At 57.9% G+C, this 24,531-nt stretch carries 18 protein-coding genes; 3 read left to right on the top strand and 15 right to left on the bottom strand.

Annotation, left to right across the window (positions count from 1 at the left end):
* Nucleotides 1–2 precede the first annotated feature (2 nt).
* The 5 genes from msrB to AB4Y89_RS05245 all read right to left on the bottom strand — a co-directional run bounded on the left by msrB (nt 3) and on the right by AB4Y89_RS05245 (nt 2,767).
* Nucleotides 3–455 carry a peptide-methionine (R)-S-oxide reductase MsrB gene (gene msrB, locus AB4Y89_RS05265; RefSeq protein ID WP_442299839.1) on the bottom strand — a complete coding sequence of 151 codons (453 nt, stop codon included), beginning with the start codon at nt 453–455 and terminating at the stop codon, nt 3–5.
* A gap of 107 nt (nt 456–562) precedes the next feature.
* Complete coding sequence (locus AB4Y89_RS05260; protein WP_442299838.1) at nt 563–1,210, bottom strand: HD domain-containing protein; 648 nt, start codon at nt 1,208–1,210, stop codon at nt 563–565.
* A 181-nt stretch (nt 1,211–1,391) separates the two neighbouring features.
* A complete protein-coding gene (locus tag AB4Y89_RS05255) occupies nt 1,392–1,835 on the bottom strand; it encodes a DoxX family membrane protein (RefSeq protein WP_442299837.1) in 444 nt (147 codons plus the stop codon).
* Between the two features lie 76 nt (nt 1,836–1,911).
* Nucleotides 1,912–2,292 carry a cupin domain-containing protein gene (locus tag AB4Y89_RS05250; RefSeq protein WP_442299836.1) on the bottom strand — a complete coding sequence of 127 codons (381 nt, stop codon included), beginning with the start codon at nt 2,290–2,292 and terminating at the stop codon, nt 1,912–1,914.
* Between the two features lie 10 nt (nt 2,293–2,302).
* Nucleotides 2,303–2,767 carry a carboxymuconolactone decarboxylase family protein gene (locus tag AB4Y89_RS05245; RefSeq protein ID WP_442299835.1) on the bottom strand — a complete coding sequence of 155 codons (465 nt, stop codon included), beginning with the start codon at nt 2,765–2,767 and terminating at the stop codon, nt 2,303–2,305.
* A gap of 107 nt (nt 2,768–2,874) precedes the next feature.
* Here AB4Y89_RS05245 and pdxR point away from each other — a divergent pair, with 107 nt between their 5' ends.
* Together pdxR and AB4Y89_RS05235 are read left to right on the top strand one after the other, a co-directional pair.
* Nucleotides 2,875–4,362 carry a MocR-like pyridoxine biosynthesis transcription factor PdxR gene (gene pdxR / locus AB4Y89_RS05240; RefSeq protein ID WP_442299834.1) on the top strand — a complete coding sequence of 496 codons (1,488 nt, stop codon included), beginning with the start codon at nt 2,875–2,877 and terminating at the stop codon, nt 4,360–4,362.
* Nucleotides 4,363–4,512: 150 nt separating this feature from the next.
* The gene (locus tag AB4Y89_RS05235; protein ID WP_442299833.1) at nt 4,513–7,413 is read left to right on the top strand and encodes an FAD-binding and (Fe-S)-binding domain-containing protein; all 2,901 of its coding nucleotides are present in this window, start codon (nt 4,513–4,515) and stop codon (nt 7,411–7,413) included.
* Between the two features lie 55 nt (nt 7,414–7,468).
* Here AB4Y89_RS05235 and AB4Y89_RS05230 read toward each other — a convergent pair whose 3' ends face one another.
* The 4 genes from AB4Y89_RS05230 to AB4Y89_RS05215 all read right to left on the bottom strand — a co-directional run bounded on the left by AB4Y89_RS05230 (nt 7,469) and on the right by AB4Y89_RS05215 (nt 13,239).
* Nucleotides 7,469–9,058, bottom strand: a complete 1,590-nt coding sequence (locus AB4Y89_RS05230) for a hypothetical protein (protein ID WP_442299832.1) — start codon at nt 9,056–9,058, stop codon at nt 7,469–7,471.
* A gap of 224 nt (nt 9,059–9,282) precedes the next feature.
* Nucleotides 9,283–10,992, bottom strand: a complete 1,710-nt coding sequence (locus tag AB4Y89_RS05225) for a chloride channel protein (protein WP_442299831.1) — start codon at nt 10,990–10,992, stop codon at nt 9,283–9,285.
* Complete coding sequence (locus tag AB4Y89_RS05220) at nt 10,989–11,630, bottom strand: tetratricopeptide repeat protein (RefSeq protein WP_442299830.1); 642 nt, start codon at nt 11,628–11,630, stop codon at nt 10,989–10,991. Before AB4Y89_RS05220 ends, AB4Y89_RS05225 begins: the two co-directional genes overlap by 4 nt.
* Before the next feature lie 10 nt (nt 11,631–11,640).
* Complete coding sequence (locus AB4Y89_RS05215) at nt 11,641–13,239, bottom strand: chloride channel protein (RefSeq protein ID WP_442299829.1); 1,599 nt, start codon at nt 13,237–13,239, stop codon at nt 11,641–11,643.
* Between the two features lie 579 nt (nt 13,240–13,818).
* Between AB4Y89_RS05215 and AB4Y89_RS05210 the strand changes: the two genes are divergently transcribed.
* A complete protein-coding gene (locus AB4Y89_RS05210; RefSeq protein WP_442299828.1) occupies nt 13,819–15,177 on the top strand; it encodes a D-arabinono-1,4-lactone oxidase in 1,359 nt (452 codons plus the stop codon).
* Between the two features lie 24 nt (nt 15,178–15,201).
* Here AB4Y89_RS05210 and AB4Y89_RS05205 read toward each other — a convergent pair whose 3' ends face one another.
* From AB4Y89_RS05205 to AB4Y89_RS05180, 6 genes are all read right to left on the bottom strand, one after another.
* The gene (locus AB4Y89_RS05205; RefSeq protein ID WP_442299827.1) at nt 15,202–15,945 is read right to left on the bottom strand and encodes a 3-keto-disaccharide hydrolase; all 744 of its coding nucleotides are present in this window, start codon (nt 15,943–15,945) and stop codon (nt 15,202–15,204) included.
* A gap of 51 nt (nt 15,946–15,996) precedes the next feature.
* Complete coding sequence (locus AB4Y89_RS05200; RefSeq protein WP_442299826.1) at nt 15,997–16,884, bottom strand: VOC family protein; 888 nt, start codon at nt 16,882–16,884, stop codon at nt 15,997–15,999.
* Nucleotides 16,885–16,993: 109 nt separating this feature from the next.
* Nucleotides 16,994–18,808 (bottom strand): hypothetical protein, encoded by a 1,815-nt coding sequence (locus tag AB4Y89_RS05195; protein WP_442299825.1) that lies wholly within the window; start codon nt 18,806–18,808, stop codon nt 16,994–16,996.
* A 187-nt stretch (nt 18,809–18,995) separates the two neighbouring features.
* The gene (locus AB4Y89_RS05190) at nt 18,996–21,527 is read right to left on the bottom strand and encodes an ABC transporter permease (RefSeq protein ID WP_442299824.1); all 2,532 of its coding nucleotides are present in this window, start codon (nt 21,525–21,527) and stop codon (nt 18,996–18,998) included.
* Nucleotides 21,528–21,682: 155 nt separating this feature from the next.
* Nucleotides 21,683–23,131, bottom strand: a complete 1,449-nt coding sequence (locus AB4Y89_RS05185; protein WP_442299823.1) for a sensor histidine kinase — start codon at nt 23,129–23,131, stop codon at nt 21,683–21,685.
* Complete coding sequence (locus AB4Y89_RS05180) at nt 23,121–24,527, bottom strand: sigma-54-dependent transcriptional regulator (RefSeq protein ID WP_442299822.1); 1,407 nt, start codon at nt 24,525–24,527, stop codon at nt 23,121–23,123. The genes AB4Y89_RS05185 and AB4Y89_RS05180 overlap by 11 nt, the downstream gene beginning before the upstream one ends.
* Nucleotides 24,528–24,531: the final 4 nt, after the last annotated feature.

Raw genomic sequence — 24,531 nt, 5'->3', positions numbered from 1 at the left:
GGTTATTTTTGCTCCTTTTCGAACAGCTTCAGGTAGTCGCCGTAGCCTTCGCTCTCGAGCTCGTCTACAGGGATAAAACGCAGCGAGGCTGAGTTAATGCAATAGCGAAGCCCGCCTTGGTCAACAGGACCGTCGTCGAAGACATGGCCGAGGTGACTGTCCGCATGTGTAGAACGCACCTCGGTGCGAACCATGCCGTGAGTGCTGTCTGTGAACTCCTCGACGTGATCACTCTCCAATGGCTTGGTAAAGCTGGGCCACCCGCAGTGGCTGTCAAACTTGTCGAGCGAGGAAAAGAGCGGCTCGCCGGAGACGATGTCGACATAGATCCCGGGCTCGTCATGATCCCAAAATTCGTTTTGAAATGGCCGCTCGGTTCCGCTTTCCTGGGTTATGTGGAACTGCTGAGGCGTCAGACTTGCAACGGCTTCGGGGTCTTTCGTGTAATTTGCCATTGTTTCGGTTTACCTGTCCTTCTCCATATTTGATTGAGGAATCTGCGAGTTGGTTACAAGTGACGACTTTAAATTAGCTGACGTCTTTTGCGGGTCTCCGTGAGGGCCTATCGTGCGATCTCGGCGAGCATTCCAGTGTAGAAATCCTGCAATTTTGCGTGGCGCTCTTCTGCCAGCCGTTTGCCGGTAGGCGTTTGAAAACCTTCACATAGGGTGAGCAATTTCTTCGGAAAATGATCGAGTGCAAAACGCTTGTCATCCGCGAGCCTGTCGAGCGGCTCTGGCTGGTTCGGATGGTAGAGCGCGGAGCCCATACGCCCGGCGGTATAGAAGCAGCGCGCGATTCCGACGTATCCAATCGCATCGAGGCGGTCAGCATCCTGGAGGATGCTTCCTTCCAGACTGGTAGGCGCCACACCCGCCGAGTAGCTGTGACTCTCGATCGCGCCGGCGACGACATCGGTCCTGTCCGGTTGCCACTGGAGCAGCTTGAGAGCCGTCCGGGCCTGATCTGCGGCCAGCGCGGCAGCGCGAGAACGGAGAGGGGAATCTTTCGGGACCTGGACACAGTCATGGAGCAGTACCGCGGCGGCGAGTATCTCCAGATCACCGCCCTCTACCGCCTGGATGACCTTGGCGTTCCGCCAGACACGTTGAAGGTGAGACAGATCGTGGGCTCCGTCCTCGGCCGATGGGAGGTAGCTCTCAAGCTGGAGGAAGAGCTCGTCGTGGGGGTGGAAGGATTCCTGGATCATGGTTTCTACCCTTGATGTTAGCTCTAGAAGCGATGCTGATCAGATAAGACCGAAAGTGCAGAGATGCCACGGGCATTTTCGTGTTGACTCGTGATAAGAACGTGAGTGGGGTCGGGAGACGCCGAGATGGTATCTCCGGGCCAAGGGCCGGCCTCGGGAATCGGGGCCGGTCCGACGGACATCATGACGTGATGCTGTCCAGGCTGAGCCTATATTCGTCGCAGGTCGAAAGCAGAAATGCGCCGGCGGATGCCGAAAAGACCGAATAGCTCAACGGCGGCTCTAGTCCGAGTCCGTAGATCATCGACAAGCCGAAGACAAGAAGCAGCACGCCGCTGAGAAAGGATGCGATCCGTGTCTGCCATCCCACGATAAGAGCGATGCCGAATACGGTCTCCGCGATGGTTGCGATCCAGGCTAATGCAGGCACTGAAGAGGCGGGTATCATCGAGGTCAGCTTCTGGGTGTAGGTGATGAAGTGAGAGAAGTCGCCCCATCCCACGTTTCCCGTTCCCAACGGTCCCCATAGACCAAAGCGATCCGCAACGGCGGAGAGAAATGCTGTCCCAAGCGCCAGACGCAGAAAAACGGTATAGACGTCCTTCGCCTGCCACTTCCTGTCCATCTCACTCCCTCCGAAATAAAGATGATTCGATAAAACTGTTGGCAGCACCCGGATCTCTCCAGGTGCTGAGGATGATCTACTTGACGAGAGTAGAGGTGGGTGCGCCCTTGTCCGTCACGAAGAAGACTATGAACTTCGCAGGAGCCGTGGTGCTGGCGTTCTTACTGACGAGGTGAATGTCCCCTGGCGCTTCATAGAAGCTCTGCCCGGCTGTAAGCGTCATCTGCTTTCCATCTTTTACCTGCATCACCACCGAGCCTTCCATGACATAGACGAAGACGTCGGCGTTGTGCCGATGTACCGCGGTGGATCCGCCGGGCGGGTAATTGACGATGATCATCCTGCCTTCCTTGCCTGGAAGATCCGGCAGGTCTTTGGAGAGCAGGGGAGTTACCTTGGCCTCCTGTGCCGCCAGCGTGCCTGCCATAAGACATAAGAAGATGAGTGCTTTCTTCATGATTTCCTCTCTACTTGTGTGCGCCGGGTTGATACTCCCCGGGAATATAGCGGAAGCCTATGGCGATGCGGTTCCATCCATTGATGGTAATAATCGCCAGGGTGATGTTGACGAGCTCTTCCGGAGAGAAGTACTGCTTGACTCGCTCGTAGACTTCGTCGGGGGCATGTCCGTCCGTGATCAGTGTCAGAGCCTCTGTCCATTCCAGGGCGGCGCGCTCGCGATCGGTGAAGAACGGAGCCTCTCTCCAGGCTGAAAGTGTATAGAGTCGCTGCTCGCTCTCGCCCTGCGCACGCGCATCCTTCGAATGCATATCGAGGCAGAAGGCGCATCCGTTGATCTGGGAGGCACGCATCTTGATCAGTTCAAGGAGCGACGGTTCCAGCTTTGACGCCTTACTGAGAAATGCTTCCAGGCCAAGCATCGCGTTGTAGCCCGCGGGGGAGGTTTTCTGCGCGTCCAGTCGTGATTGCATCTCGTTGATCTTCCTTTCCCTTTCAGAATAGAGCGCGACGGACCATCAGAAAGGTCCATAATCGAAACGTTGAGTAGTCCACTTTTGAGACAGGATATGCAGCGACGATGCCGAAGAAGGAGACATTCCAGGATCTGGCCCTGACTGCACCCAAAGGCGAGCAGGAGCTGTGGCGTTGGCTTTACACCGAGCTTCGCGCCGCAATCCTCAGCGGCAGACTGAAACCCGGAGCCAGACTTCCATCCACGCGCAGCCTGGCAAAGCAACATAGCCTCTCGCGGGGGACGGTCGTCGCTGCCTTCGATCAATTGCTGTCGGAGGGATACATACGAACCCAGGTCAGCTCCGGAACTTATGTCGCCCCCATCATGCCGGACCAGTCGCTGCAGCCCAGCCGCGGCCGCTCCGCTCTAACGCTGCCGGCCTCCAAAGCGACGCTGTCGAAGCGCGCCCGCGCGATGATTCACGGAATTGATGTTCTGGCTCCGTCCCACTCGGTGGGTAAGGCTTTCCGATCCTACGAACCAGCGATCGATCTCTTCCCGGTGGAACTGTGGTCGCGGGTTGCGTCAAGAGTGCTTAGACACGCGCCGCGGTCGCTCTACGGGCACGGGGCTGCCGCCGGTTATCAGCCCCTGCGGCGGGCAATCGCGGAATATATTGGCGGGGCGCGCGGCGTCCGTTGTGTGCCGGAGCAGATCATTGTTACCGCAGGGGCGCAACAAGCATTGGATCTGGTGGTGCGCCTTCTGCTGGACCCGGGCGATCATGTCTGGATGGAAGATCCCGGCTATTCGGGAACCACGCAGACCCTGCGTGCGGCCGGAGCGAAGATTATTCCGGTGCCTGTCGATCAGGATGGTCTCGACGTAAAAGCCGCACGCAAGCTGTCGCCGAGGGCGAGGTTGGCATACGTCACTCCAGCGAATCAGTTTCCCCTGGGCGTCACCATGTCTGCCGATCGCCGCTTGGAGCTCTTGAACTGGGCAGCGAATGCCGGCGCCTGGATTGTGGAGGACGACTATGACGGTGAGTACCGCTATCACGGACGCCCGGTTGCCGCACTGCAAAGTCTGGATCACTCCGGTTCGGTCATTTATATCGGCACCTTCACGAAGATGCTGTTTAATGCACTTCGTGTGGGTTTCATGGTGGTGCCGGAGCGATTGGTAAACGCATTCGAAGCCGCGCGCAGTTTTGTCGATCGCCATCCTCCAACACTTGACCAAGCGGTTCTTGCCGAGTTCATTACGGAGGGACATTTCGGCCTTCATGTGCGAAAGATGCGCCAGATCTACCTGGAACGTTTATCCGTCCTTAAGGAGGCAGCCCAAAAACATCTCAATGGTCTGCTGGCTATCGAGGACGCCGCGGCAGGTATGAGAACCATAGGCTGGTTGCCGGCCGGGGCATCCGACAGACTGGCGGCGAAGCAGGCGAGCATGCTTGGACTCGAGGTGGGCGCGCTCTCGGCGTTCGCAATCAGGAAGAAACCAAAGCCTGGCCTGATTCTTGGATTTGCCGGCTGTACTCCAAACGAGCTTCGCAGAGGCGTCTCTGTACTATCGACTGCTCTCACCAGCACTCGACAGTAGGGTCAACCCACGAACCATGGAGAAACCTGGCTGCAGGTAGTCTGATATTCTTGCTTGCTTGTAGCGCTTCGTAACCATCATCGTTGAGGTTCGTAGGCACTCTTTATGCAGAAAGCTTCATCGTCTTTCGTCGTTCTACCGCAGGAACCGATGGCCCTACCGCACCCGCATGAGTTCTTCCGCGATGCCCGGCGGTTGGAAGAGCGTCTACGGCAGGTAGTGCAAGGGGAGGTTCGCTTCGATGAGGCCTCTCGGGCACTGTACGCTACGGATGCATCCAACTATCGCCAGGTTCCCATCGGTCTCGTTGTCCCTCGTACCATGGACGATGTGATTGCTACGGTAGGGGTCTGCCGGGAGTTCGGCGCTCCCGTACTGTCACGTGGAGGCGGTACCAGCCTTGCCGGTCAGTGCTGCAACGTGGCGGTCGTGCTCGATTTTTCGAAGTACCTGCGAAACATCACATGGCTCGATCCGAGCCGGCGTCTCGCACATGTAGAGCCAGGTATCGTGCTCGACGCACTTCGAAATGAAGCGGAAAAGCATGAGCTTACCTTTGCGCCGGACCCCGCGACTCATAGCCGCTGTACGCTCGGCGGCATGATCGGCAATAACTCCTGCGGTGTGCACGCTCTTATGGGCGGCAAGACCGTCGACAACATCGAGAAACTCGACATCCTGCTCTACGACGGCACGCGGATGACCGTTGGGCGCACGAGTGAAGAGGAGCTGGCAGCCATCATTGCAGCCGGTGGCAGGAAAGGGCAGATCTACGCCGGACTCAAACTTCTACGTGATCGATACTCGCAACTTATTCGCGAGCGATATCCCGACATCCCTCGCCGCGTCTCGGGCTACAACCTCGATCAGCTTCTTCCCGAGAACGGATTCAATGTGGCACGTGCTCTCGTAGGGAGCGAGGGAACCTGTGTCACGGTTCTGGGTGCGACCTGCGAGCTCAAGGCAAGTCCCCAGCACCGCCGTCTGGTTGTCCTGGGTTTCAAGGATGCTTTTCTGGCTGCTGATCATGTTCCGCTTGTACTCCGCCACAGCCCGATCGGACTTGAAGGATTCGATGGCATGCTGGTGGATTACATGCTGCGCAAGAATCTCGCCGTGGATGACGTTACGCTTCTGCCTCCTGGGCGCGGATTTCTGCTGTGTGAGTTTGGGGCGAACTCTCCGCAGGAGGTAGAGAGCATCATTGACCGGTTCGTAGAAGACGCGAAGTCTTACCCTGAACAGCCCAGTGTCGATCGCTATTCTCCCGCCGAAGCCGCCCGGGTTTGGAAGGTGCGCGAATCAGCTTTGGGTGCCACTGTCTTCGTTCCTGGCGAGCGGCATAGGTGGGAGGGCTGGGAAGATTCTGCGGTCCCGCCCGAGAAACTGGGCCAATATCTTCGCGACCTGTTACATCTGATCAACTCCTACGGTTACAGCACCCCAATCTATGGACACTTCGGGCAGGGCTGCGTTCACATGCGCATCACCTTCGACTTCAGTAGTGTGCAGGGCGTAGCGAGCTTCCGTCGATTTCTTGAAGAAGCGGCAGAGATCTGCTTGAAGTATGGCGGGTCCTTCTCCGGTGAACATGGCGACGGCCAGGCGCGCGGCTTCCTGCTTCCGAAGATGTTTGGTCCTGAACTGATGGAGGCATTCCGCGAATTCAAAGCGTTATGGGACCCCACAAATGCCATGAACCCGGGAAAGATGATCGATCCCGTTCGGGTCTACGACGCCACGGAAAATCAACGCATTGGGCCAGCGTACTCACCCGCGACGCCGAAGACATGGTTTACCTATCCCGGCGACAACGGACTCTTTAGCGCAGCGACCACCCGGTGCGTAGGTGTAGGAGCGTGCCGCAAGGTCGATCAGGGAACAATGTGCCCGTCGTACATGGCAACCCGTGAAGAGAAGCATTCCACACGTGGCCGGGCGCACTTGCTTTTCGAAATGCTTGAGGGGACAACGATCAAAGACAGATGGCTGAACGAAGAAGTGCGTGACGCCCTCGACCTTTGCCTCTCCTGCAAGGCTTGCAAGACCGAATGCCCGGTAAACGTTGACATGGCTACGTGGAAGGCAGAGTTTCTTGCCCACTACTATGGCCATCATAACCATCCCATGCAGCATTATGCCTTCGGCTTCATGGACCGTTGGGCCCGGTTCGCTTCGTTAGCGCCGCGTCTCGCGAACCTGCCCGGCAAGATCGGGGTTACGTCCTCCTTCATGCGCCGTCTTCTACACATTGCCCCGCAACGCAAAATCCCTCAGTTTGCCCCAAGAGACTTCCGTAGGGAGTGGAATACTCGTCACGGATGGAAGCCGGCAAACGCGCAGGCGGACGTTATGTTGTGGCCCGATACCTGGAATAACTACTTCCACCCAGATGTGCTCCACGCTGCGCATCGCGTGCTGGAGCAGGCGGGAGCTCCCGTCACCGTTCCGCAACATCACGTCTGCTGCGGACGTCCTCTTTACGACTTTGGTTTTCTTGACGCTGCGAAGAGCTACCTGAGTCAGATCCTCGACACCTTCGCGCATCAAATCATGGCAGGCATTTCGGTGGTCATGCTGGAACCGAGCTGTGCCAGTGTCTTTCGTGATGAGCTTCTGAACTTCTTTCCGGACGATCCGCGTGCACAGCGGCTCGCGAAACAGACGGTGATGCTAAGCCAGTATCTTGCGGAACATCGACAGGGCTGGCAGGCTCCAGATCTCACCGGCCGCCGCCTGATCGTACAAGGGCACTGCCATCAAAAGTCATTGATGACGATGAAAGACGATGTCGAGCTCATGCGAGCCACCGGTGCCGAGGTCGATCTGCTCGATTCCGGTTGTTGTGGCATGGCTGGCCCCTTCGGCTTCGAGACGGAGCACTACGATGTCTCTCAGGCGCTCGCCGAACGAGTTCTGCTTCCCGCTGTCCGATCTGCCCGCCCAGAAGATGTAATCGTCGCGAACGGATTTTCCTGCCGAGAGGCTGTGGAACAGAATAGCTCGCGACGAGCCGTTCACCTGTCACAGGTGCTCGCGGGCGAAGTTTAGCAATTGGGCATTCCTGTACGCATTCCACGTGACCTTAGCAGGCTTGCCGGCGCAGCTATTTCGCGCAAAATGGGTTATGGGCGCTGGGCAGCGTCAGGACATTGATCGACAGGGGTTGGAGAATAGCTTTGCCCTTTTGGAATTTCTTTCCCTGCAGGTGTGGCACTGTGCCGTCCTGACCGACCTTCAGTTCCTGCCCATTGAGAAGAACTGTCTTACTCAGCAGATCGGGTGACGTGAGAGTGTATCGGCCGCCGTCGATCGGCACTTGTATCGTTTGTGCATTTGTCTTGCTTAGGTTCAGTAAAAGGACGGAGACACCTCCGGGCGAATCCTTCATGCACTGTGCGTATGTGCGCAGCTCTGAAGTTTGGGGAAGGCCGGGATCAAGAGAACGTGTCCCCATCGTTTGCTTCCATAGCAGGGAAGCCCAATAGTTGGGACGCGGTTCGTAAGTTTCCTCATCGATCATGCCGTAGTCGCTGCTCGCGAGCGTGTTGTACATAATCGACTTGACGCCGCTCTGTGCCAGGGTTCCGAACTGATCCAGAAGTCTGAAGCTGTCAACGAACTCTGCCGCCCAGGTATCACCGCCGCAGGAAGCTTCTCCCGTCTCGGTGAGCCACATCGGTTTACCGGGAAGGAATTTGTCGCGAAGCTCGGTGAAGTAGGCATGCGCCACCTTGCCGCGGTCGAGCCAATCCTGCGTCAGAAGCTCCTTGATCTCTGTGCCTTCGTCGCGAGCGCAGCGATGCGATCGTGTGTAGTAGACGTGATACGAAAAACCGTCGAACAGCGGCCCGATCTCTGTCATCAGGGCAGAAGTTGGGGTCAACTTCAATCCCGGCAGATCTGGCGTTTGGGGTACTCCTTCGGCAGCGCCGCTTGGACCGATGTAGATGGTGCCGGGAGACTCTTTCTTGAGGAACTCGGCGAAGATCTTACTGTCCCTCGCATACTCCTTCGCTCCGTAATGACCGGCGGCTCCTCCTATGCTCAATAGGGTTGGCTCATTCATGTATTCGGTGACCGCGATACGGCCGCCTATGGACCTCGTGTAATCGAACCAGCGTTTTGCCTGATCTGCGGTCCATATGCCTTCGGCATTGCGTGTTCCAGGGCTGGTCGCGACCGAGGCCACAATCTCGCCATCAACGGCTTTGGTGAAGTCCACCACACCCTTCCACTGCGCGCGGGTCATCACACCCTGAAAGCCGGCCGGCGGAGTCTTCATCGCGGGCTGATCGTCATCCTGGAAGTAGGTGGAATTCCGCCAGCTTCCGCTTACGCGAACGTACGCCGGTCCAAGAGCGGCCGCCAGTTTCCGAAGCTTCGCGTTGGACAGGTCAATCGGCGGACGATACTTGAAACGCGGCTCGTTGGTATCGCGGATTCCTCCAAACTCTCCAGGCGCAAGCGGTGCAGCATCCTTGGATAAAGATTTGAAGGGCGCCCAGAAGCGGCCTCCCGTCACCTCAACGGCCTCGACATTGTAGGAGACGAAGCGCGGATCAACCTCACCGAGAGCTTTCATCTGCTTCGGGTTGAGTGCAGATTGTGCATTGACATTTGCAGTAACTCCAGCGATAGCCGTGGCTATTAACGCCACGTGCCGGAAGGGCCGGAAAGAGAAGCGAAAGATCATGAGGCTGGCTCCTGGATGTCGTCGTGTTCCTGCGGGTGTGTTTGCATGGCTCGACCCGACGTGTCTCGATCAAATTGCATACGTGCGAACACGAATTTACAACACCGATGAGCCCACTGTCTCCTGCTTTTTACCGGTTTATAACCCCTGGCTAGATCGAACATGATTGGGGCGGCGAAATGAACATATGGCCTGTCGCAACGCTATTGCTGGCTCAATGCTGCTCAGTCCCCGCTAAGGCTATTGTGATCGCGCTTCATCAGACCTGGAAGAGTAACGACACCCTCCAGCGCTCCTCCCGCACGACTGACTACTGGGAGCAGATCCCATCGTTCGAGATGCGGAAGGGCTTTTGCCAGTGGCAAGTCCGGATAGAGCACGGGCGTTCGCTCCCCATGCATTCGTTCCTTGATCAAGGTGTCGCGTCCTGCGTTCTCTATCTCGTCTCGCTGCATCACATACCAGCGTCCGTCTGCGCAATGCACCAACGCTACGCCGTTCTGTTCCATCACATGCATTGCGTCGCCTACGTTGCTCGAGTCTTCCACTACCGGCACGGTCACCGGTTCCAGCGCATCTTCCAGCCGCAGCTCGTCTTCTTCGCGGATCTCCTCCATCGAGGGCAGCACCATTCCACCCTGCTTCGTCAACAGCTCGAAGATCGGTACTGGCTGCAAGCTTCGGGACAGGGTATACGCAATCGTATTCGCCAGGATTACCGGTAGGACGATCGAGTAATTCTGGCTCACCTCCAGCACCATGAATACGCTGGTCAATGGTGCGCGGAGGAAGGCCGCAAACAGCACACCCATTCCTACGAGTGCGTACGATCCAATGGATCCATTCAAGCCAGGAAAGAATTTCTTCTCAAACATCCCGAGCGCCGCACCGAGAGTCGCACCGATGAACAACGTCGGCGCGAACATTCCGCCTGGGGTTCCGCTGGAGAAGGAAAGCGACGTTGCCGCGATCTTCAGACCCGCCAGTATCAGGAGCATCTCCCATGTGTACTGCGAATGCATTGCTTGATCGATAGCGTCGTAGCCGGCGCCCATCACCTGGGGGAAGCCGAAGTAGCCGATACCGCCGACGATCAGACCAGCCAGCATTGGCTGCAGGATTCGTAATGCAGGCGATTGCTGGCGTAGCCACGGATGCAGCCAGCCAATTGTCTTCGCAAAGATCAGAGCCGCAACACCGCCGGCAAACCCCAGCACCGCATACGCGAGCAGCTCGCGTGGATCGCGCAGGACTACCTCAGGAATCCGGAACATCGGCTCCGCGCCCCAGAAGCTGCGTGCCACCACGACGCTTGCCACGGCCGACAACACCACGGAGCCCAGCACTGCCGCGCTCCACTGCCCGATGACCTCTTCAATCACAAACAGGATTGCCGAGATTGGCGCATTGAATGCAGCCGCCAAGCCCGCCGCTGCGCCGACCGGCGCGAAGATTCTCAGCTTCCTTCGTGAGATGCCCACACGCCGGCTTACCAGGGAGGCTACGCCCGCACCGATCTGTAGCGATGGGTCCTCTGGACCCAACGAGTGTCCGCTGCCAATCGCCAGCGCAGAGAGCAAAAACTTTCCGATCACTGTTCTGAAGGAGATATATCCGTTATGGATGTACAGTGCGGCCTTCGTCTGATTCACACCGCTGCCGCGAACGTTCGGAAAAACGTAGCGTGTCGCAATCGCGATGCCTAGTCCAATAGCCGCAGGTATGAAGATCAGGCGCAGATGATGCGGTTCCGATACCGAACCCAGCAGTAGTACCTGGAGCCATTCAATCGCCATTCGGAACGATACGACGAGTAAGCCGGCAATCACCCCAATAAAGATCGACAGCAGAAGGAACAGCCGCTCTTCGCGTTGCCGCATCTGCCTTGCGTCCAACTGATTCTCCTCAGGTGTTCCTTGCGTGGCTTTATTCATTGGCTGGCACCGACCTTCGCGAGTAGATCATTAACTTCACCTTGCACCGCTTCGTCCCTGGGCCAGTTTCCGGCGACCACCAGCAGTTCCTCGCGAGCCGCAGCATTGTTGTGCTGCGCAATCAGGAAGCGAGCCAGCTCCAGCCGTCCCTCACGGCGGTGTACCGCTCCATTTTCGTCCCACCGGCCGTCGATCGCGGCCCGATAAAAGCGGGCTGCTGCTGCTGGATCTCCACGTCGTGCCGCGAGCCGAGCCAATTGCAGATTGATCTGCCCATCACCTGGATGAGCGTCCCATAGCCCCAGAAAGGAGTTGTATGCCTCTTCGGTATGCGTTGGTCCGGCGGCTGCGAGTGACTGAGCAAGCAATAGCTCATTCGCAGGTGTTCCCGGAGCAAACGTCAAAGCGATGCGGAAGTCTTTCACAGCATCTTCCGCATCACCGGCATTCAACGTCTGCTGTCCCTTCGCGGTCCATGCCCGAGCCTCTCCTGCACGATGGTTCGTGAAACTCCGGAAGAGGAACAGTGTCACCACGAACAATGCCGCCGTTACCAGGGTCAGGGCGAGAAAAGCCAGTGCATCATGCAGTAACAACTCACGGCGAGTGCGCCTCTGTATGTCCACGGAGCCAGTCATTTGTTCCTCGTTAGTCCAGATCGTATCCGAAGAGACGCAGGCGCTCGTTTTCACGCTCAATTGAGCGCTCTCTGCCTCGCAGCAGGCCCCTTATGGAGAGTTCGCCGCATATCTGCCCTGTGGCCCGCTCGACGACTGGCAATGCTTCTACTCCTTCCGTTGCCATAATCTCCGCCGCTCCACGTGTCGTTGAATCGTCATAGGCGTAGAAAGACGGAAGCGCATGGGCAGGCGGATTGGCTGCGAGAGGAGACATCACTTCGCGGACAAGCACCAGCTCAAGCGGGTCAACGCCGTATTCGCGAGTCAAATGGAACCCTCGACGGCTGAGTTTCTCGGTCAGGATCGAACGAGGCATGATCAATGCCGTGACGAGGTAAGACGCGATGCAGGCCATGGAGAGGGGAAGCAGTGCGGGCAGGCAATGTGTCACCTCGAGGCTGAAGATGATGGCGGTCAAGGGAACACCGAGCGAGCCGGCCAACATGGATCCCATGCCAATCAGCGCGAAGAACGCCTGAGTTTCGGCCGGAGCGTGCGCCAGGTGTCCGGCAAGTGCTCCAACCGCTCCTCCAATCATGAGGAGCGGCGCAAGAACACCACCAGATGTTCCCGATCCCAGAGAGAATGCCCACATCAGCGACTTCGCGAGAAGGATTCCGACAATCAGGGCAAGCGGAGCCGAGCCCTGCAGCAGTTCGGCGATGTTTTCATATCCAACGCCAAGGCCACGGGGGAAGAAGAGACCGCCGAGACCGATGCCGATACCACCGATCGCGGGCCACCACATCCAGTGAATGGGCAAATGCTCGAAGAGATCCTCAAACGCATACATCATGCGGCTCATAAGCGCTGCAACGATGCCGATGAAAGCGCCCAGGAGAAGAGCCGCAACGGAAAGGGTAGTGAAGTGGACTTCTGCAATAGCCGGCATGGCGAACAGTGGCCCTGCGCCCAGCCAATAGACACGGAAAAGCGCGGCCGTAGCACTTGCAATGGCAACGGGAACCAGGCTGCGCGGCCGCCATTCGAAGAGCAAAAGCTCAACGGCGATAAGAATCGCGGCGAGCGGGGTTGCAAAGGTGGCCGACATGCCCGCCGCGGCTCCGGCAACAAGCAGTGTGGTGCGTTCCGCGTCGGTCACATGCATCCACTGTCCGACGAGTGATCCAAGGGCGCCGCCCGTCATGATGATTGGGCCTTCCGCGCCGAACGGACCACCGGAGCCGATCGCTACTGCGGCGGAGACGGGTTTTAGAACCGCGATCTTCGGGTCAACTTTGGCGCGGCGAAGCAGAATCGCCTCGATCGCTTCCGGAATACCGTGTCCGCGTATCTTGTCAGATCCGAAGCGAGCCATAACGCCAACGATGAGGCCACCCACAATTGGAACGAAGACCATCAGGTGTCCCAAGGGGCTGCCGGCGGGTGAGACAGGCGCAAAGCTGAGACGGTGGTAGTAAAAAATATTGGTTGAAAACGCGATACAGCGTAGAAGCAGAACCGCCAACAGCGTTGCACAGATACCGATGCCGACTGCGACGCCAGATAGCAGCCAAACTCGTTTATCAACCGTGAAATCTCTGAGTATCGATGGTTCCGACTGCAAAGGGTCCTTCTTTCATCGGTCCGGTATATCGAGAGCCGTTTGAGGAGTTGATTTGCCTGGACGTTCAACAACGGAATTGTGTCGAAGGCCCATCACATCTGCGATGTAGGAGATCGTCGCCAGGGTGCCATCCGGAGCGCCGGAAGTTTGCAACAAGGGCAGATGCTGTTGCGGCTGCAGGCTTCATCGCAGCTTGCTCACTGAATTGCGGAAAACGCCTGATTTCGGGACGGGACGGAGCCAGTAGCTGGATCTGGCTCCGTCCCGTCGTTCTGGGGGAGCGTTTCATTACATTTATATCGTAACACGACTTATTTATTGGTCGAAATGCAGCAGCCTCCAGCGCAATCGATCTGATGGGTTGCCCACCACATGGCGGCTTGTGGGCGTTGCCAGTGCATCAAAGTAGTTCGCCTGGCTCCAAGTGCAGAGGCGTTGTTGACGATGTCTGCGGACCTTTACTAGCATCGGAAAGCTCCGCAACGAGCAGTGAAACATTTCGGTTGAGGAATGAACCAACTGCGACCGCTACCAAGCGACATAGCCGCAGTGTGACTGGCTACAAAGAAAGGCGCGAGGATGAATAAACGTGAGTTTTTAAAGGCGTCTGGTTCTGCAATGGCGGGAGCTCTGCTCTCGCGAATGGGCTTCGGACAGACGCAAAAAGAGGCGGCGGCTAGAGCGAACCGAACTAACTGGGCAGGCAACTACACCTATAAGGCAGCACGGCTGGACGAACCCGGCAGCGCGCAGGAGGTCCAACGGCTGGTTACGTCACTTTCAAATGCCAAGGCCCTGGGAGCACGCCATTCGTTCAACGATATCGCCGACTCCTCCGGCGACCAGATCTCGCTCAAAAACATGACCGAGATGACGTTGGACAAGGCAGGTCGTACGGTCACGGTTGCGGCAGGGGTTACCTACGGCAAACTGGCGCCGTGGCTCGATGCACAGGGTTTTGCCGTGCACAACCTGGCCTCTCTGCCACACGTCTCCGTGGTCGGAGCGTGCGCCACGGCTACGCACGGTTCCGGCATTCATAATGGAAATCTGTCCACGGCGGTCCGCGCTATCGAGTTTGTGGACGGCTCGGGACAACTCAAGACGCTTTCCCGCGCGACCAACACTGATGAGTTTAATGGGGCTGTTGTGGCGTTGGGCGCGCTGGGCGTTATCATCCGCATCACGCTTGCCGTGGTACCGACGTTTCAGATTTCGCAGATCGTCTATGAGAATCTGTCGTTCGATCAACTGGAGCATAACCTGGATGCGATCTTTGGCTCCGGTTACAGTGTCAGTCTCTTTACTGACTGGCAACATCATCGTGCAACCCAGGTGTGGCTGAAACAGAGCATCACCGGTTCGACGACGCCGGCTCTGCCGCCGCTCTTCTATGGCGCTACGCTGCAGAAGACGAAGCTCCATCCTCTGGCCGGACACTCCCCGGAGAACTGCACCGAACAGCTCGGAGTTCCGGGACCATGGTACGAACGCCTCCCTCACTTCCGCATGAACTTCACACCTTCCAGTGGCGCAGAGCTGCAGTCGGAGTATTTTGTTCCGCGCGCGCAGGCATACAAAGCCATTCTGGCGGTGGAGCAGTTGCGCGACAAAATTACGCCGCATCTTTTCATCACCGAGCTGCGCACCATCGCCGCGGACGACCTGTGGCTCAGCACGGCGTACAAGCGCGATTCCGTGGCGATCCACTTCACCTGGAAGCCGGAAGAAAAGGCGGTGCGGAGCGTTCTTCCGCTGATTGAAGAAAAGCTAGCGCCATTCGATGCTCGTCCGCACTGGGCGAAGGTATTCACCATGTCGCATCAGCGGCTCAGCCAGTTGTACCCGCGGCTTAACGACTTCCGCGCTCTGGCAGCGCAGTATGATCCGAACCGCAAGTTCCTCAACGCCTATCTGCAGAACGTCTTCGGCGCTTAGGACAACGGTGCAGCTGTATCCGCGTTACTTAAGCGGGTACAGCTTCATGTTGCGGAAGTAGACCTCGGCGCCCTCTGACTGGAAGAGGATCTTGCCGCTCGTAGGAAACGCATTGGTTCCCTCGTTGGCGAGCTTGCCGTTCACATACTGCCACACGTGCCCATTGCGGTTGACCAGTTCCAATACGTTCCACTCGCCATGTGGCTTCTCAACCTCGTTTACCGGGTCACGATAGCCGACTACGTTCTGATAGGGCCCCTTGTTGAAGCGATCGATCTTCAGTGCTTTGCCATCCGGACCGGTCACACGTATTCCGTCCTTACCGGTCAGTGCTGCGCCATCCGTCATCCAGAAGTCGCCCGTGCATCCCTCATTGATCTGAAACTCGACCGACCGGGGCCACACTTTGTTTGGGCCCTGAATGTTGTAAAGGATGCCGCTGTCGCGCGCCTTGCCCTGCCGTGAACCGTAGGTGCCTTCGCCCCACTTGAACTCGGCACGCAGATAGTAGTTGGAGTACTCCTGCTTGGTGATGAAGTAGCCCATTTCCATGCCGGAAACGTGCACGACACCGTTCTCGATGGTGAAGACGTGATTGGGGTCGTTGTTCAGCCCCTCGCTGGTGAGGAACGTATCGAAGCCTTTCAGGTCCTTCCCGTCAAAGAACTTCACGGCGCGTCCGTGTTTGGGGATCTCCGGTGACTGGCCTGCCGCCAGGACCCTGCTACCCAGCAGTACCGCTGCACAGATATAGGTTGCAATACGCATCTGCCGACGTGCCTCCCTTTGTGTCGCGACTGTTGTCATGGCGCTGAAGAACTACGGTTTCGGGTGCGGCGCCGTGATGGGCGAGCAGCAAGGTGTCATCACGGGCGTGAACTCCATCAGCTCCGTGCGTGTGCCTTCATCGTCGTAAGAGTTGAACTGCCACTTTCCATCGCGGCCAATCTGCATGGGGCTATGTTCGGTGCTGAGGCGGTCCTGCGCCGCCAACGTTGAGACGGCCTGTTCCATATTCACCACGCCGATGGAGTAGTGGTTCATCACGCCCGCCTGTTTCTGCGTCAGCTCCTGGCCCTCGCGCGGCAACATATATTCCACCCACTCGTTGGCATCGGGTGTCTGCTGCGAGATCCAGGAAGTACGGCCGTCGGTACCGCCTCCGTACCAGTAGGGCCGGAAGTTGAGAATCTCACGGTAGAAGCTGTCTTCCTTTGCCCGGTCATGCACCACCATGCCGACATGGATGATCCTCGCGCCGATGGGCTGTGCGCCATTGAGATCGGCCTTTCCCGGCTGCACAAACTCGACCGTGTACCCTTCAGGATCTTTCACCGAGAAGGTCTTTGATCCGTCATTCATCGTCTGAATCGTTGCCGGCACCTCGACGTGCTTCGCGGCGAGATACGACCGCAGGCCTGCGGCGTTGACCGTTTTGTAGGCAAGGTGATCCAGCCGGGTAATGCCGGCCTCTGCAGGGAGCGGCAGAACCTCGACAAACTGTGTTGCATTGACGTAATAACGAGTGCCCGCCGAGTTCTCCGGATCCGCAGCCTTCTTCAAGCCCAGGTCATGTTCGTAATATCGCTGTGCAGCCGCCATATCGCGCGCATAGACGGCGATATGAGAGATGCCGTCGATCGCGGGCCGTTGTTGCGCCGCGAGAGGAAGAGCGCTGAGGAGGAGGAGTAGAGTGGGTGCCTTCATCGCGCAACCATCATAGTCTGTCTCCGTTTCCTCGGCCACATTGCAGGTGAATTGCGGGATTAAGATATGGCGACCCAGTTCCGACCGGGTCGCCATATCGCGGTCGAGGTTATTGAGGGAAGTTGCCTCCCAGGGGGAGGTTGAAGCTACAGACGTTGTCCGTACCGACCTCGGCATGCAAAATGGCATGGTCAAGCGTCGTGTCGGTCAACCGGAATTTGTAGCCGGAAGCGATCTGCACCTGTGACCCTCCGTCGGGCGTGACATAGGCGTCGTAGGTCTGGTTGGGAATATTGAGAACCATCCAGAAGCTGTACTTCGTTCCCCCGGTGTAGGGAATCGAGTTTACAGCCGCATACCCGCCAATGTTGCCGTTGTAGGCATCAATGAAGCCGGAGGGATTGAAACGCACAATGGCCGCAAGCTGTGCATATGCGGCCGGTGTGCCGCTGCTGAGGCCGACAACCGTATTGGCATTATTTTGTGACGGAGTTGCATTGAACTTCACCGTGGGGGAGCCGGTCTGCGCAATATACGCGATGCTGTTCCAGGATGAGTTGTTCGCCTGTGTGCAGACCTCCGTCGAGTGCGTCAGCGCCTCGAACAAGGTCATGTGATTCCCGTGGTCTGTGTCCTGGGCAAGGTTCAGGCCGTTGTTCTGAATCCAGTTATAAGTATTTGCTGTGCCATGCTGGCCACTGGAGCCGTGCTGGTTTTGCATGGCGGCGACATTCAGGCGGTTATGGTACGCGTTGTAACCGATGACGTACGTCGCGCCGTAGCCCAGTTTGATCTGGTTGATGCCAACTCCGCCGGAGCTGGTGCAGAAGTCGAAGGGCGCGGTGATGATGTTGTTCTGGCCAGGGTTCTGTGCTTCGAGGCCTGCAATAAGGTTGAGTGCGCCGACGATCCGGTCTTCCGCTTTGACCTGGGCTCCGGTCTCTGAGGAGTTGTTTGTGTCGGTGTAGAGTTCACCGCCCTGGATCCAGTCAGTCTCAGCGGCCATCATGGTCGAAGAGATACTGTCTTCCGTGTGCGTAAGGTCACGGCAGGTCTCTTGATTCACGTTCTCCGTGGAGGAGTTGAAGATGCTTTGGCCGAACCAGCTTGGATTGCCGCGTGGCGAAGCCGCATGACTGGAGCCGTCGATCGCATTGAGATAGAAGAGATCGGGAACCCTGCCCAGCCACATGGTGCGGGCTTGATTAAGCAGTGTGCGGTTCTCGGTCAAGACGGCGATCTGCATGGTGCCATCGATCATGCTCATGTCCCAGTTCCCGTTGACTCCCGAGCCATTCTGGATAACGGGCTGATAGACATTGATCAGCATGTTCTTGAAGTTGGTGAAGCCGGTGCTGGACCATCCGGAACTGGCGCCTGAGGACGTGCGGCCGTAATAGAGGATCTCCGCGGCGCGTGGCCACTTTTCGGCGTCCCAGCCGGACTGTAATGGACCGTTGGAGCAGTCGGTGCCGCTCGGGCAGGAAAGACCGTTGGTACCGGCATAGCCCTGGAAGCTCGCCCAGGCGTTCATGATGTTCATCGCATTGTTGGCGTAGGTCTGGTTACCGGTGAGGTACCAGAGCAGCGCCTGGACGTAGGCCGCATTGGAATCGTTATCGGCGGCCTGACAACCATGATTGGGGTTGGAGTTTGCTCCGCACTGACTGATGCCGCCGGGGTAATAACCCTGGACGGCGTAAGTCGTGGATCCATAGCTTGAAGCCATGGCCTTGTTCACCTGGTTGCCGACTGTGAGGTCTCCATTTTGATAAGCAGTGCGGGTGGCAAGCAGCTGTTGCGGGCTTACAACAATACCCGGATGAACCCATGTCTGGGCAGTGGCAATGGTACTGGCAAAGACGACGGCGCAAGCGATGGCGAAGGCCAGAGCCATTGGCCTGCCGAAGGGAGTGATTCTCATGCAGATGCTCCTCTGAGTTGTGTGAGATGCGATGGTGCCGAAGCTGGCCAGCTTTGAGCGGCACCATAGGAGCACTGCCAAAAGATAAATGTCAAGTACGAACTAAATAAACAATCGGTTGTTTAGAGGATTCTACGAATCCTCTAAAAATGAGACGATTCGAGGTTTGGTCTGCCAGGTAACGCAGCTACTCAATCCTTAGAGCTTCGACGGGATTGATTGACGCCGCACGTCTTGCCGGAACCAGGCCCGCAATGCAGGCCGCCAGACCAAGTATGGCGAGCGCTCCCAGCAAAATGCCTGCGTCCACACCCGTGACCTGGTATAGCTGCGACCGCACGAAACGCACGCATATCAGTGTGGCCGGAACGCCGATGGCCAGGCCGATGATCACCTGCAAAATAGCGCCACGCAGGATCATGGCCATCACGCCACCCCTGTCGGCTCCCAGAGCCATGCGTATGCCAATCTCATTCGTTCTGCGTACGACCGTGTATGCGGTTACGCCATACAGCCCGATAGCCGCCAATAACAATGCCAGCCCGCCGAACATCATAGTCAGCCGCGAGAGCAGCCTCTCCTCAGTGAAGCGGTCAGCAATCTGCTCATCGAAGGTTTGGAACTTTACGACAGTAAGGTTCTGGTTAATGGCGGCAAGAGTTCGCCTCGCGATCGTCTCCATCTCGTGGATGGGCCGGTCAGTCTGCACGACCAGAGCACCAGCATAGAGGCCGAGATCGTCCTCGATGGGTCCATCTGTCGCCAGGCGCTGGAGTGTCGGTAGGAAGACCATGAGATGGTCTGTCCATCGCACCGTGGTATAGACGGTATCCTGCACAACGCCGACGATCTCGTAGTCTCCGGGGTGAGTTTCGGCGGTGCCGATGCGCCTGCCGATCGGGTTGGTATCTCCAAAGAACTTTTTCGCGAATGCCTGATTCACCACGGCAACTCTGGGAGCGGTCGGGGTATCGCCGATACCGATGTTTCGCCCGGCCAGCACCTTGGTGCCCACCGAGTCGAAGTACTCCGGGTTAACACGTATTACCGAGGCACCGTGGCTAACATTCGGCAAGCCTTCCGCGTTCCAGCCCCAGCCGTTATTGTTGTCTTCCATCGGCGTGTAGCTGGTGATGCCAACCTTCTGCACTCCGGGAACGGCGTGAAACCGGTCCTCCATCTCGCGATACAGAGCTTCAAGCTGCGTCTGCTTGTAGCCGGCAGCCTGAGGATTGATATGGACGATATAGCGATTCCGCGTTTCCAGTTTCATGTCGGTGTTCTCGAGCTTGCGCAGACTTTGTGCGAATAGTCCCGCGCCGACCAGAAGCACAAACGAGAGTGCGGCCTGTGTGACGACCAGCACCTTCTGCAGTTTCGAGGTTCCGCCGGTCGTCGTCCTGGCGCCGCTCCGCAGCACATCCGCCGGTTCCGTCCTCGACGCGACAAATGCCGGAGCCAGGCCGAACAATAGCCCGGTCAGTACGCTGAGTCCGATAGAAAATGCGATGACCGCGGTGGAAGGGGCAGCCTCAATAGGCACTCCGTGTTCGCCGGGAAACGCGAGCGACAACAGAATCCGTGTTCCTCCGTATGCCACGACCAGCCCGAGAAGGCCACCGATTCCGGAGAGCAAGATACTTTCCGTCAGCAGCTGGCGGATCAGACGATCGCGTCCCGCACCCATGGCTGCGCGTACTGACATCTCGATCTTCCGCGTCATACCGCGCACCAGCAGCAGATTTGCGACATTGGCGCATGCCACCAGAAGCACAAGGGCCGCGGTCCATGTCAGCAGGTGGAGATGAGCACCGTAGGCCTCCTGCATCCACATAATGCCATTGCCCGCGGGCGTGAGGGTCACATGGGAACGCGCGAGCTTCGTCTTACCTGCCTCAGAGGTAAAGTTGATGCGTGTCTTGAGTAACGCTTGCCGCAGCTGTGCGCTCAGTTTCTCCTGTAACGGAAGCGTTGCTGTTCCTGGTTTTACCCTGCCCAGGATGTACAACCAGTTCGTGTTCGGGTCATGCACATACGGTACGTTCATGATTGAGGGCATGGTCTCGATCGGCAGGTAGTAGTCCGGAGGAGTGGCGACGAGGCGGTCTCCGTAGAATCCTTTCGGTGCAATGCCGATAATGGCAACCGGCTTGGTATTCACCCAAAAGGTTTTGCCTACGATATCTGGATTTCCATTGAAGTCTCGCTGCCATGCGGCATAGCTGATCACTGCCGTCATCGGTGCGCCCTTCGTGTCATCTGCATCGGTAAACAAGCGCCCTGCATAGGGACGCAATCCGAAGGTTCGGAAGTAGTTGCCCGAGACATACTCACCCATGACCGATTGAGGCAGAGCGCCCGGGGCATCACCCCGCACGGTAACAGGACGGAAGGTGAAGCCGGCCTGGATAGCCGCCAGCTCCACAAACTCGGGAGAGCCTTTCTTCATCTCTTCGTAGGCTTCCGTTGAAAAGAGCGAATAATCGCCGTCGTTGCGCCAGCCGGAACCCACACAGCAGTCGTTTATGGCTCCGCCGCGTACCAATGTGGACGGATCGGCCGCAGGAAGGCTGCGAAGCAGAATGCTGTTGACCAGGGTGAAGATTGCCGCATTCGCTCCAATTCCCAACGCCAGCGTAAGCAGTACGGTTACCGTAAACGCGGGCGTTTTCTTTAGCTGCCGCAAGGCATAGCGAAGATCCTGAGCAAAGGTGGTCATTGCAGACACTCCTCCATGAACAAAGAACACAACAGCATGTGGACGGCCATGCAGTTCATCGTCGTTGACTCCGAAAAATCAAAGACTTCAATAGTTGAGCTACCCGCGGTTATGTCCGGAAGTGAAATCACGCGTCCAGTTCCGGACAATAAGGTTCAGGACTTATTTGCGCTGTTAGCAGCCATCTGAGGGAATGATCGTTCGGCTGTGCCCGCGGGCAGCCGTACCTCAGCGACGCAGCCTGTCACTCCGTCGGTCCGGTTCGCCAGCCGTACCGCTCCAGCATGTCCTTCGGCGATCTGCTGCGCGAGCACCAGGCCGATGCCTGTCCCGGTAGGTTTGGTGGTGTAAAAGGGCACAAACAGATTGCTCGCATTGCTTAGTCCTGGGCCGTTGTCGAGGATGGAGATGGTGACCTCACCGTCAACCTGCCGCCATGCGATGGACACGCTCGCGATGGCCGCATTCTCCGCATCCGGACCTAACGCGGCCTCGGTTGCGTTGCGCACAAGATTGATCAGCGCCTGCTGCAACTGGTCGGCGTCGGCCTGGATGACACACTCCTCGCCATCGATTACACGAACGCGAAGCCGTGTCTCCAGCTTGGCGACTCTCTGAAGCAGACTGTTTACCTCCACCGGAGCAAGCCGTGGAGCAGGCAAGCCCATGAGTTGCCGGTAGGCCTGCAGAAAACGATTGAGCGACTCGGACCGGTTTTCAATGACCTCCAAGCCGCGATCGAAGTCTTCCAGATCTGTGGCGCTGATGCCCGGCCGCAATTGTCCGCGCAAACTGGCGGCGATGGACTTGATCGGGGTGAGGGAATTGTTGATCTCGTGGCCGAGCACACGAATAAGCCGTTTCCATGCCAGCCGCTCTTCTTCCCTTAACGCCGAACTGACGTCTGCCAGCACCAGCAGTTGATGGGGAACGCCGTGAAGACGAAAGCCGGTGCGTTTCACCATCCATCGGCCGGGTTGGGCGCCGGTATCCATCGTCAGCAGATCTTCATCGGCAGCGCCGGCGAAGCGTTCCAGACCAAGCTCTCGTGCAGTGCGTCCCAGGGCAGTGCGTATCTTCAGTCCGAAGACGTGTTCTGCCGCTGTATTCAGCAGCTTCAAACGCCCCTCAGGATCAAAGGCCATGACCGGGGAGTGCATGGAGTCAACGACACGCTCGACAAGCGCAATCGCCTCCAGCGCGCCGGCGCGCTGCGACTGCAACATATTGGCCAGGGCATTGATCTCGATAGCGAGATCTCCGATCGCATCTTCGCGTCGCGCACCTCGCGCACGGAACGAATAATCGTCCTCCCGCAACGCCGCTACGACGTTGGTAAGCGTTTGCAGGGGGCGAGTGATCTGTTCCATCACAATGGAGGTGAGAAAAGCCCAGAGCAACAGATAGAAGGCGAGCAGGATCACCGTCACAATCACATCGACGGCATTCGCATACAGTAACCACCAGCAGAGAGCGAGACCGGGAGTTCCGAAGGCCCAGAAGAACACCCGTAAGCGCCACTCAAAGCTCAGCCGCTTCTTCGAGCGCTGCAACGGAATGCGTTGTATCGTTGGTCCGCTTGCGGGCTGGTGCTCAGAGTCCATACTTTTCGATACGGCGATAGAGAGCTCCGCGGCTTAGGCCCAGGGCATCTGCCGCGTGGCTCACATTCCCGTTCGCACGGGCAAGCGCCTTCCGAATAAGAATAGCCTCAACCGCTTCAAGACTCATATCGTCCAGGCTCTGAGAGGCAGAGCTGCGATGTTGCGCCTGCAGACCAAGGTTTGACGCTTCAATCCGTGTTCCTCTCGCCATCAGCACAGCACGTTCCACGGTATGGTCGAGCTCGCGGACGTTGCCAGGCCAGCCGTATTGCAACATCTGTTGCAAGGCATTCGCCTCGAAGCCCTCGAGCTGGCGGCGGTAGCGCGCAGCGTACTTTGCAAGGAAGTGTGCCGCCAGTGCGGGAATATCCTCGCGGCGATCCCGTAGCGGGGGAAGAGAGATCTCCACCGTATTCAACCGGAAGAGCAGGTCTTCGCGGAACCGGCCGGCTTCGCATTCGGCTCGCAGGTCGGCGTTGGTTGCCGACAGCATACGTACATTCACCTTCTGGGTGCGCGACGATCCTACGCGCTCCATCTCCCCGGTCTCGAGCACGCGCAGCAGCTTGGCCTGCTGACGGACGGGGATATTGGCAATCTCATCCAGAAAGAGTGTTCCGCCGCTGGCCAGCTCAAAACGTCCAATACGGTCGGTACGGGCATCCGTGAAGGCGCCTTTCACATGGCCGAACAGCTCGCTCTCGAAGGTGCCTTCAGGAAGAGCACCCGTATTGACAGCGACTATTGCGCGATCGGAGCGCGTTGAGAGGCGATGTAACGTCTGAGCGACGACTTCCTTGCCTGTGCCGTGTTCGCCGGTGATCAGCACGTTGGCATCGGAGGGGCCGATGCGTGCCATCATCTCGACCACACTGCGCATGGCCGGCGCCGATGCGATGAAGTCAGGAGCGCCTGAGGTGCGGAGGAGACGGTTTTCTGCCTCGAGCCGCTGCATGCGCCGCTGGCTGCGGTAGAGTTCCGTTTGTGTGCGGAGAACACTCAGCAGGCGGGCGTTCTCCCAGGGTTTCTGGATGAAGTCGCTGGCTCCCCGGCGCATAGCCTCGACGGCAAGGTCGATGTTGCCCCAGGCCGTCATCACGATGACCGGAAGCTGCGCGTCGATCTCTTTGATACGGACAACCAGCTCCAGTCCTTCCTGGCCGGAGGTGGTGTCCCGCTCATAGTTCAGATCGATGAGAACGCCGTCGAACTCCTCGTGCGCAATCGCCTCCAGCGTCAGGGCCGGGGTCCGAACCAGCTCCAGGTCGTAGCCTTCGGGCTTGAGCAGCAGGCGAATAGCCTCAAGAATGTGCGGCTGATCGTCGGCGACAAGTAGTTTGCCGGCCTGCCTTCGATCCGATCCCTTCGCATCTGAAACCATTACTGCCTCTGCCATGTAT

This window comes from Terriglobus sp. 2YAB30_2 (assembly GCF_052114765.1).
In the GTDB taxonomy this organism is placed as follows: Bacteria; Acidobacteriota; Terriglobia; order Terriglobales; family Acidobacteriaceae; genus Terriglobus.
Note: the sequence above shows the minus strand (reverse complement) of the source record. Positions and strands in the feature narration are given on the sequence as shown.

Coding starts and splice junctions, on each gene's coding strand:
- pdxR (WP_442299834.1), top strand. CDS start 2,875: ATGCCGAAGAAGGAGACATTCCAGGATCTGGCCCTGACTGCACCCAAA.
- AB4Y89_RS05185 (WP_442299823.1), bottom strand. CDS start 23,131: ATGGACTCTGAGCACCAGCCCGCAAGCGGACCAACGATACAACGCATT.
- msrB (WP_442299839.1), bottom strand. CDS start 455: ATGGCAAATTACACGAAAGACCCCGAAGCCGTTGCAAGTCTGACGCCT.
- AB4Y89_RS05200 (WP_442299826.1), bottom strand. CDS start 16,884: ATGAAGGCACCCACTCTACTCCTCCTCCTCAGCGCTCTTCCTCTCGCG.
- AB4Y89_RS05205 (WP_442299827.1), bottom strand. CDS start 15,945: ATGCGTATTGCAACCTATATCTGTGCAGCGGTACTGCTGGGTAGCAGG.
- AB4Y89_RS05230 (WP_442299832.1), bottom strand. CDS start 9,058: ATGATCTTTCGCTTCTCTTTCCGGCCCTTCCGGCACGTGGCGTTAATA.
- AB4Y89_RS05210 (WP_442299828.1), top strand. CDS start 13,819: ATGAATAAACGTGAGTTTTTAAAGGCGTCTGGTTCTGCAATGGCGGGA.
- AB4Y89_RS05235 (WP_442299833.1), top strand. CDS start 4,513: ATGGCCCTACCGCACCCGCATGAGTTCTTCCGCGATGCCCGGCGGTTG.
- AB4Y89_RS05190 (WP_442299824.1), bottom strand. CDS start 21,527: ATGACCACCTTTGCTCAGGATCTTCGCTATGCCTTGCGGCAGCTAAAG.
- AB4Y89_RS05195 (WP_442299825.1), bottom strand. CDS start 18,808: ATGAGAATCACTCCCTTCGGCAGGCCAATGGCTCTGGCCTTCGCCATC.
- AB4Y89_RS05245 (WP_442299835.1), bottom strand. CDS start 2,767: ATGCAATCACGACTGGACGCGCAGAAAACCTCCCCCGCGGGCTACAAC.
- AB4Y89_RS05260 (WP_442299838.1), bottom strand. CDS start 1,210: ATGATCCAGGAATCCTTCCACCCCCACGACGAGCTCTTCCTCCAGCTT.
- AB4Y89_RS05255 (WP_442299837.1), bottom strand. CDS start 1,835: ATGGACAGGAAGTGGCAGGCGAAGGACGTCTATACCGTTTTTCTGCGT.
- AB4Y89_RS05180 (WP_442299822.1), bottom strand. CDS start 24,527: ATGGCAGAGGCAGTAATGGTTTCAGATGCGAAGGGATCGGATCGAAGG.
- AB4Y89_RS05250 (WP_442299836.1), bottom strand. CDS start 2,292: ATGAAGAAAGCACTCATCTTCTTATGTCTTATGGCAGGCACGCTGGCG.
- AB4Y89_RS05220 (WP_442299830.1), bottom strand. CDS start 11,630: ATGACTGGCTCCGTGGACATACAGAGGCGCACTCGCCGTGAGTTGTTA.
- AB4Y89_RS05225 (WP_442299831.1), bottom strand. CDS start 10,992: ATGAATAAAGCCACGCAAGGAACACCTGAGGAGAATCAGTTGGACGCA.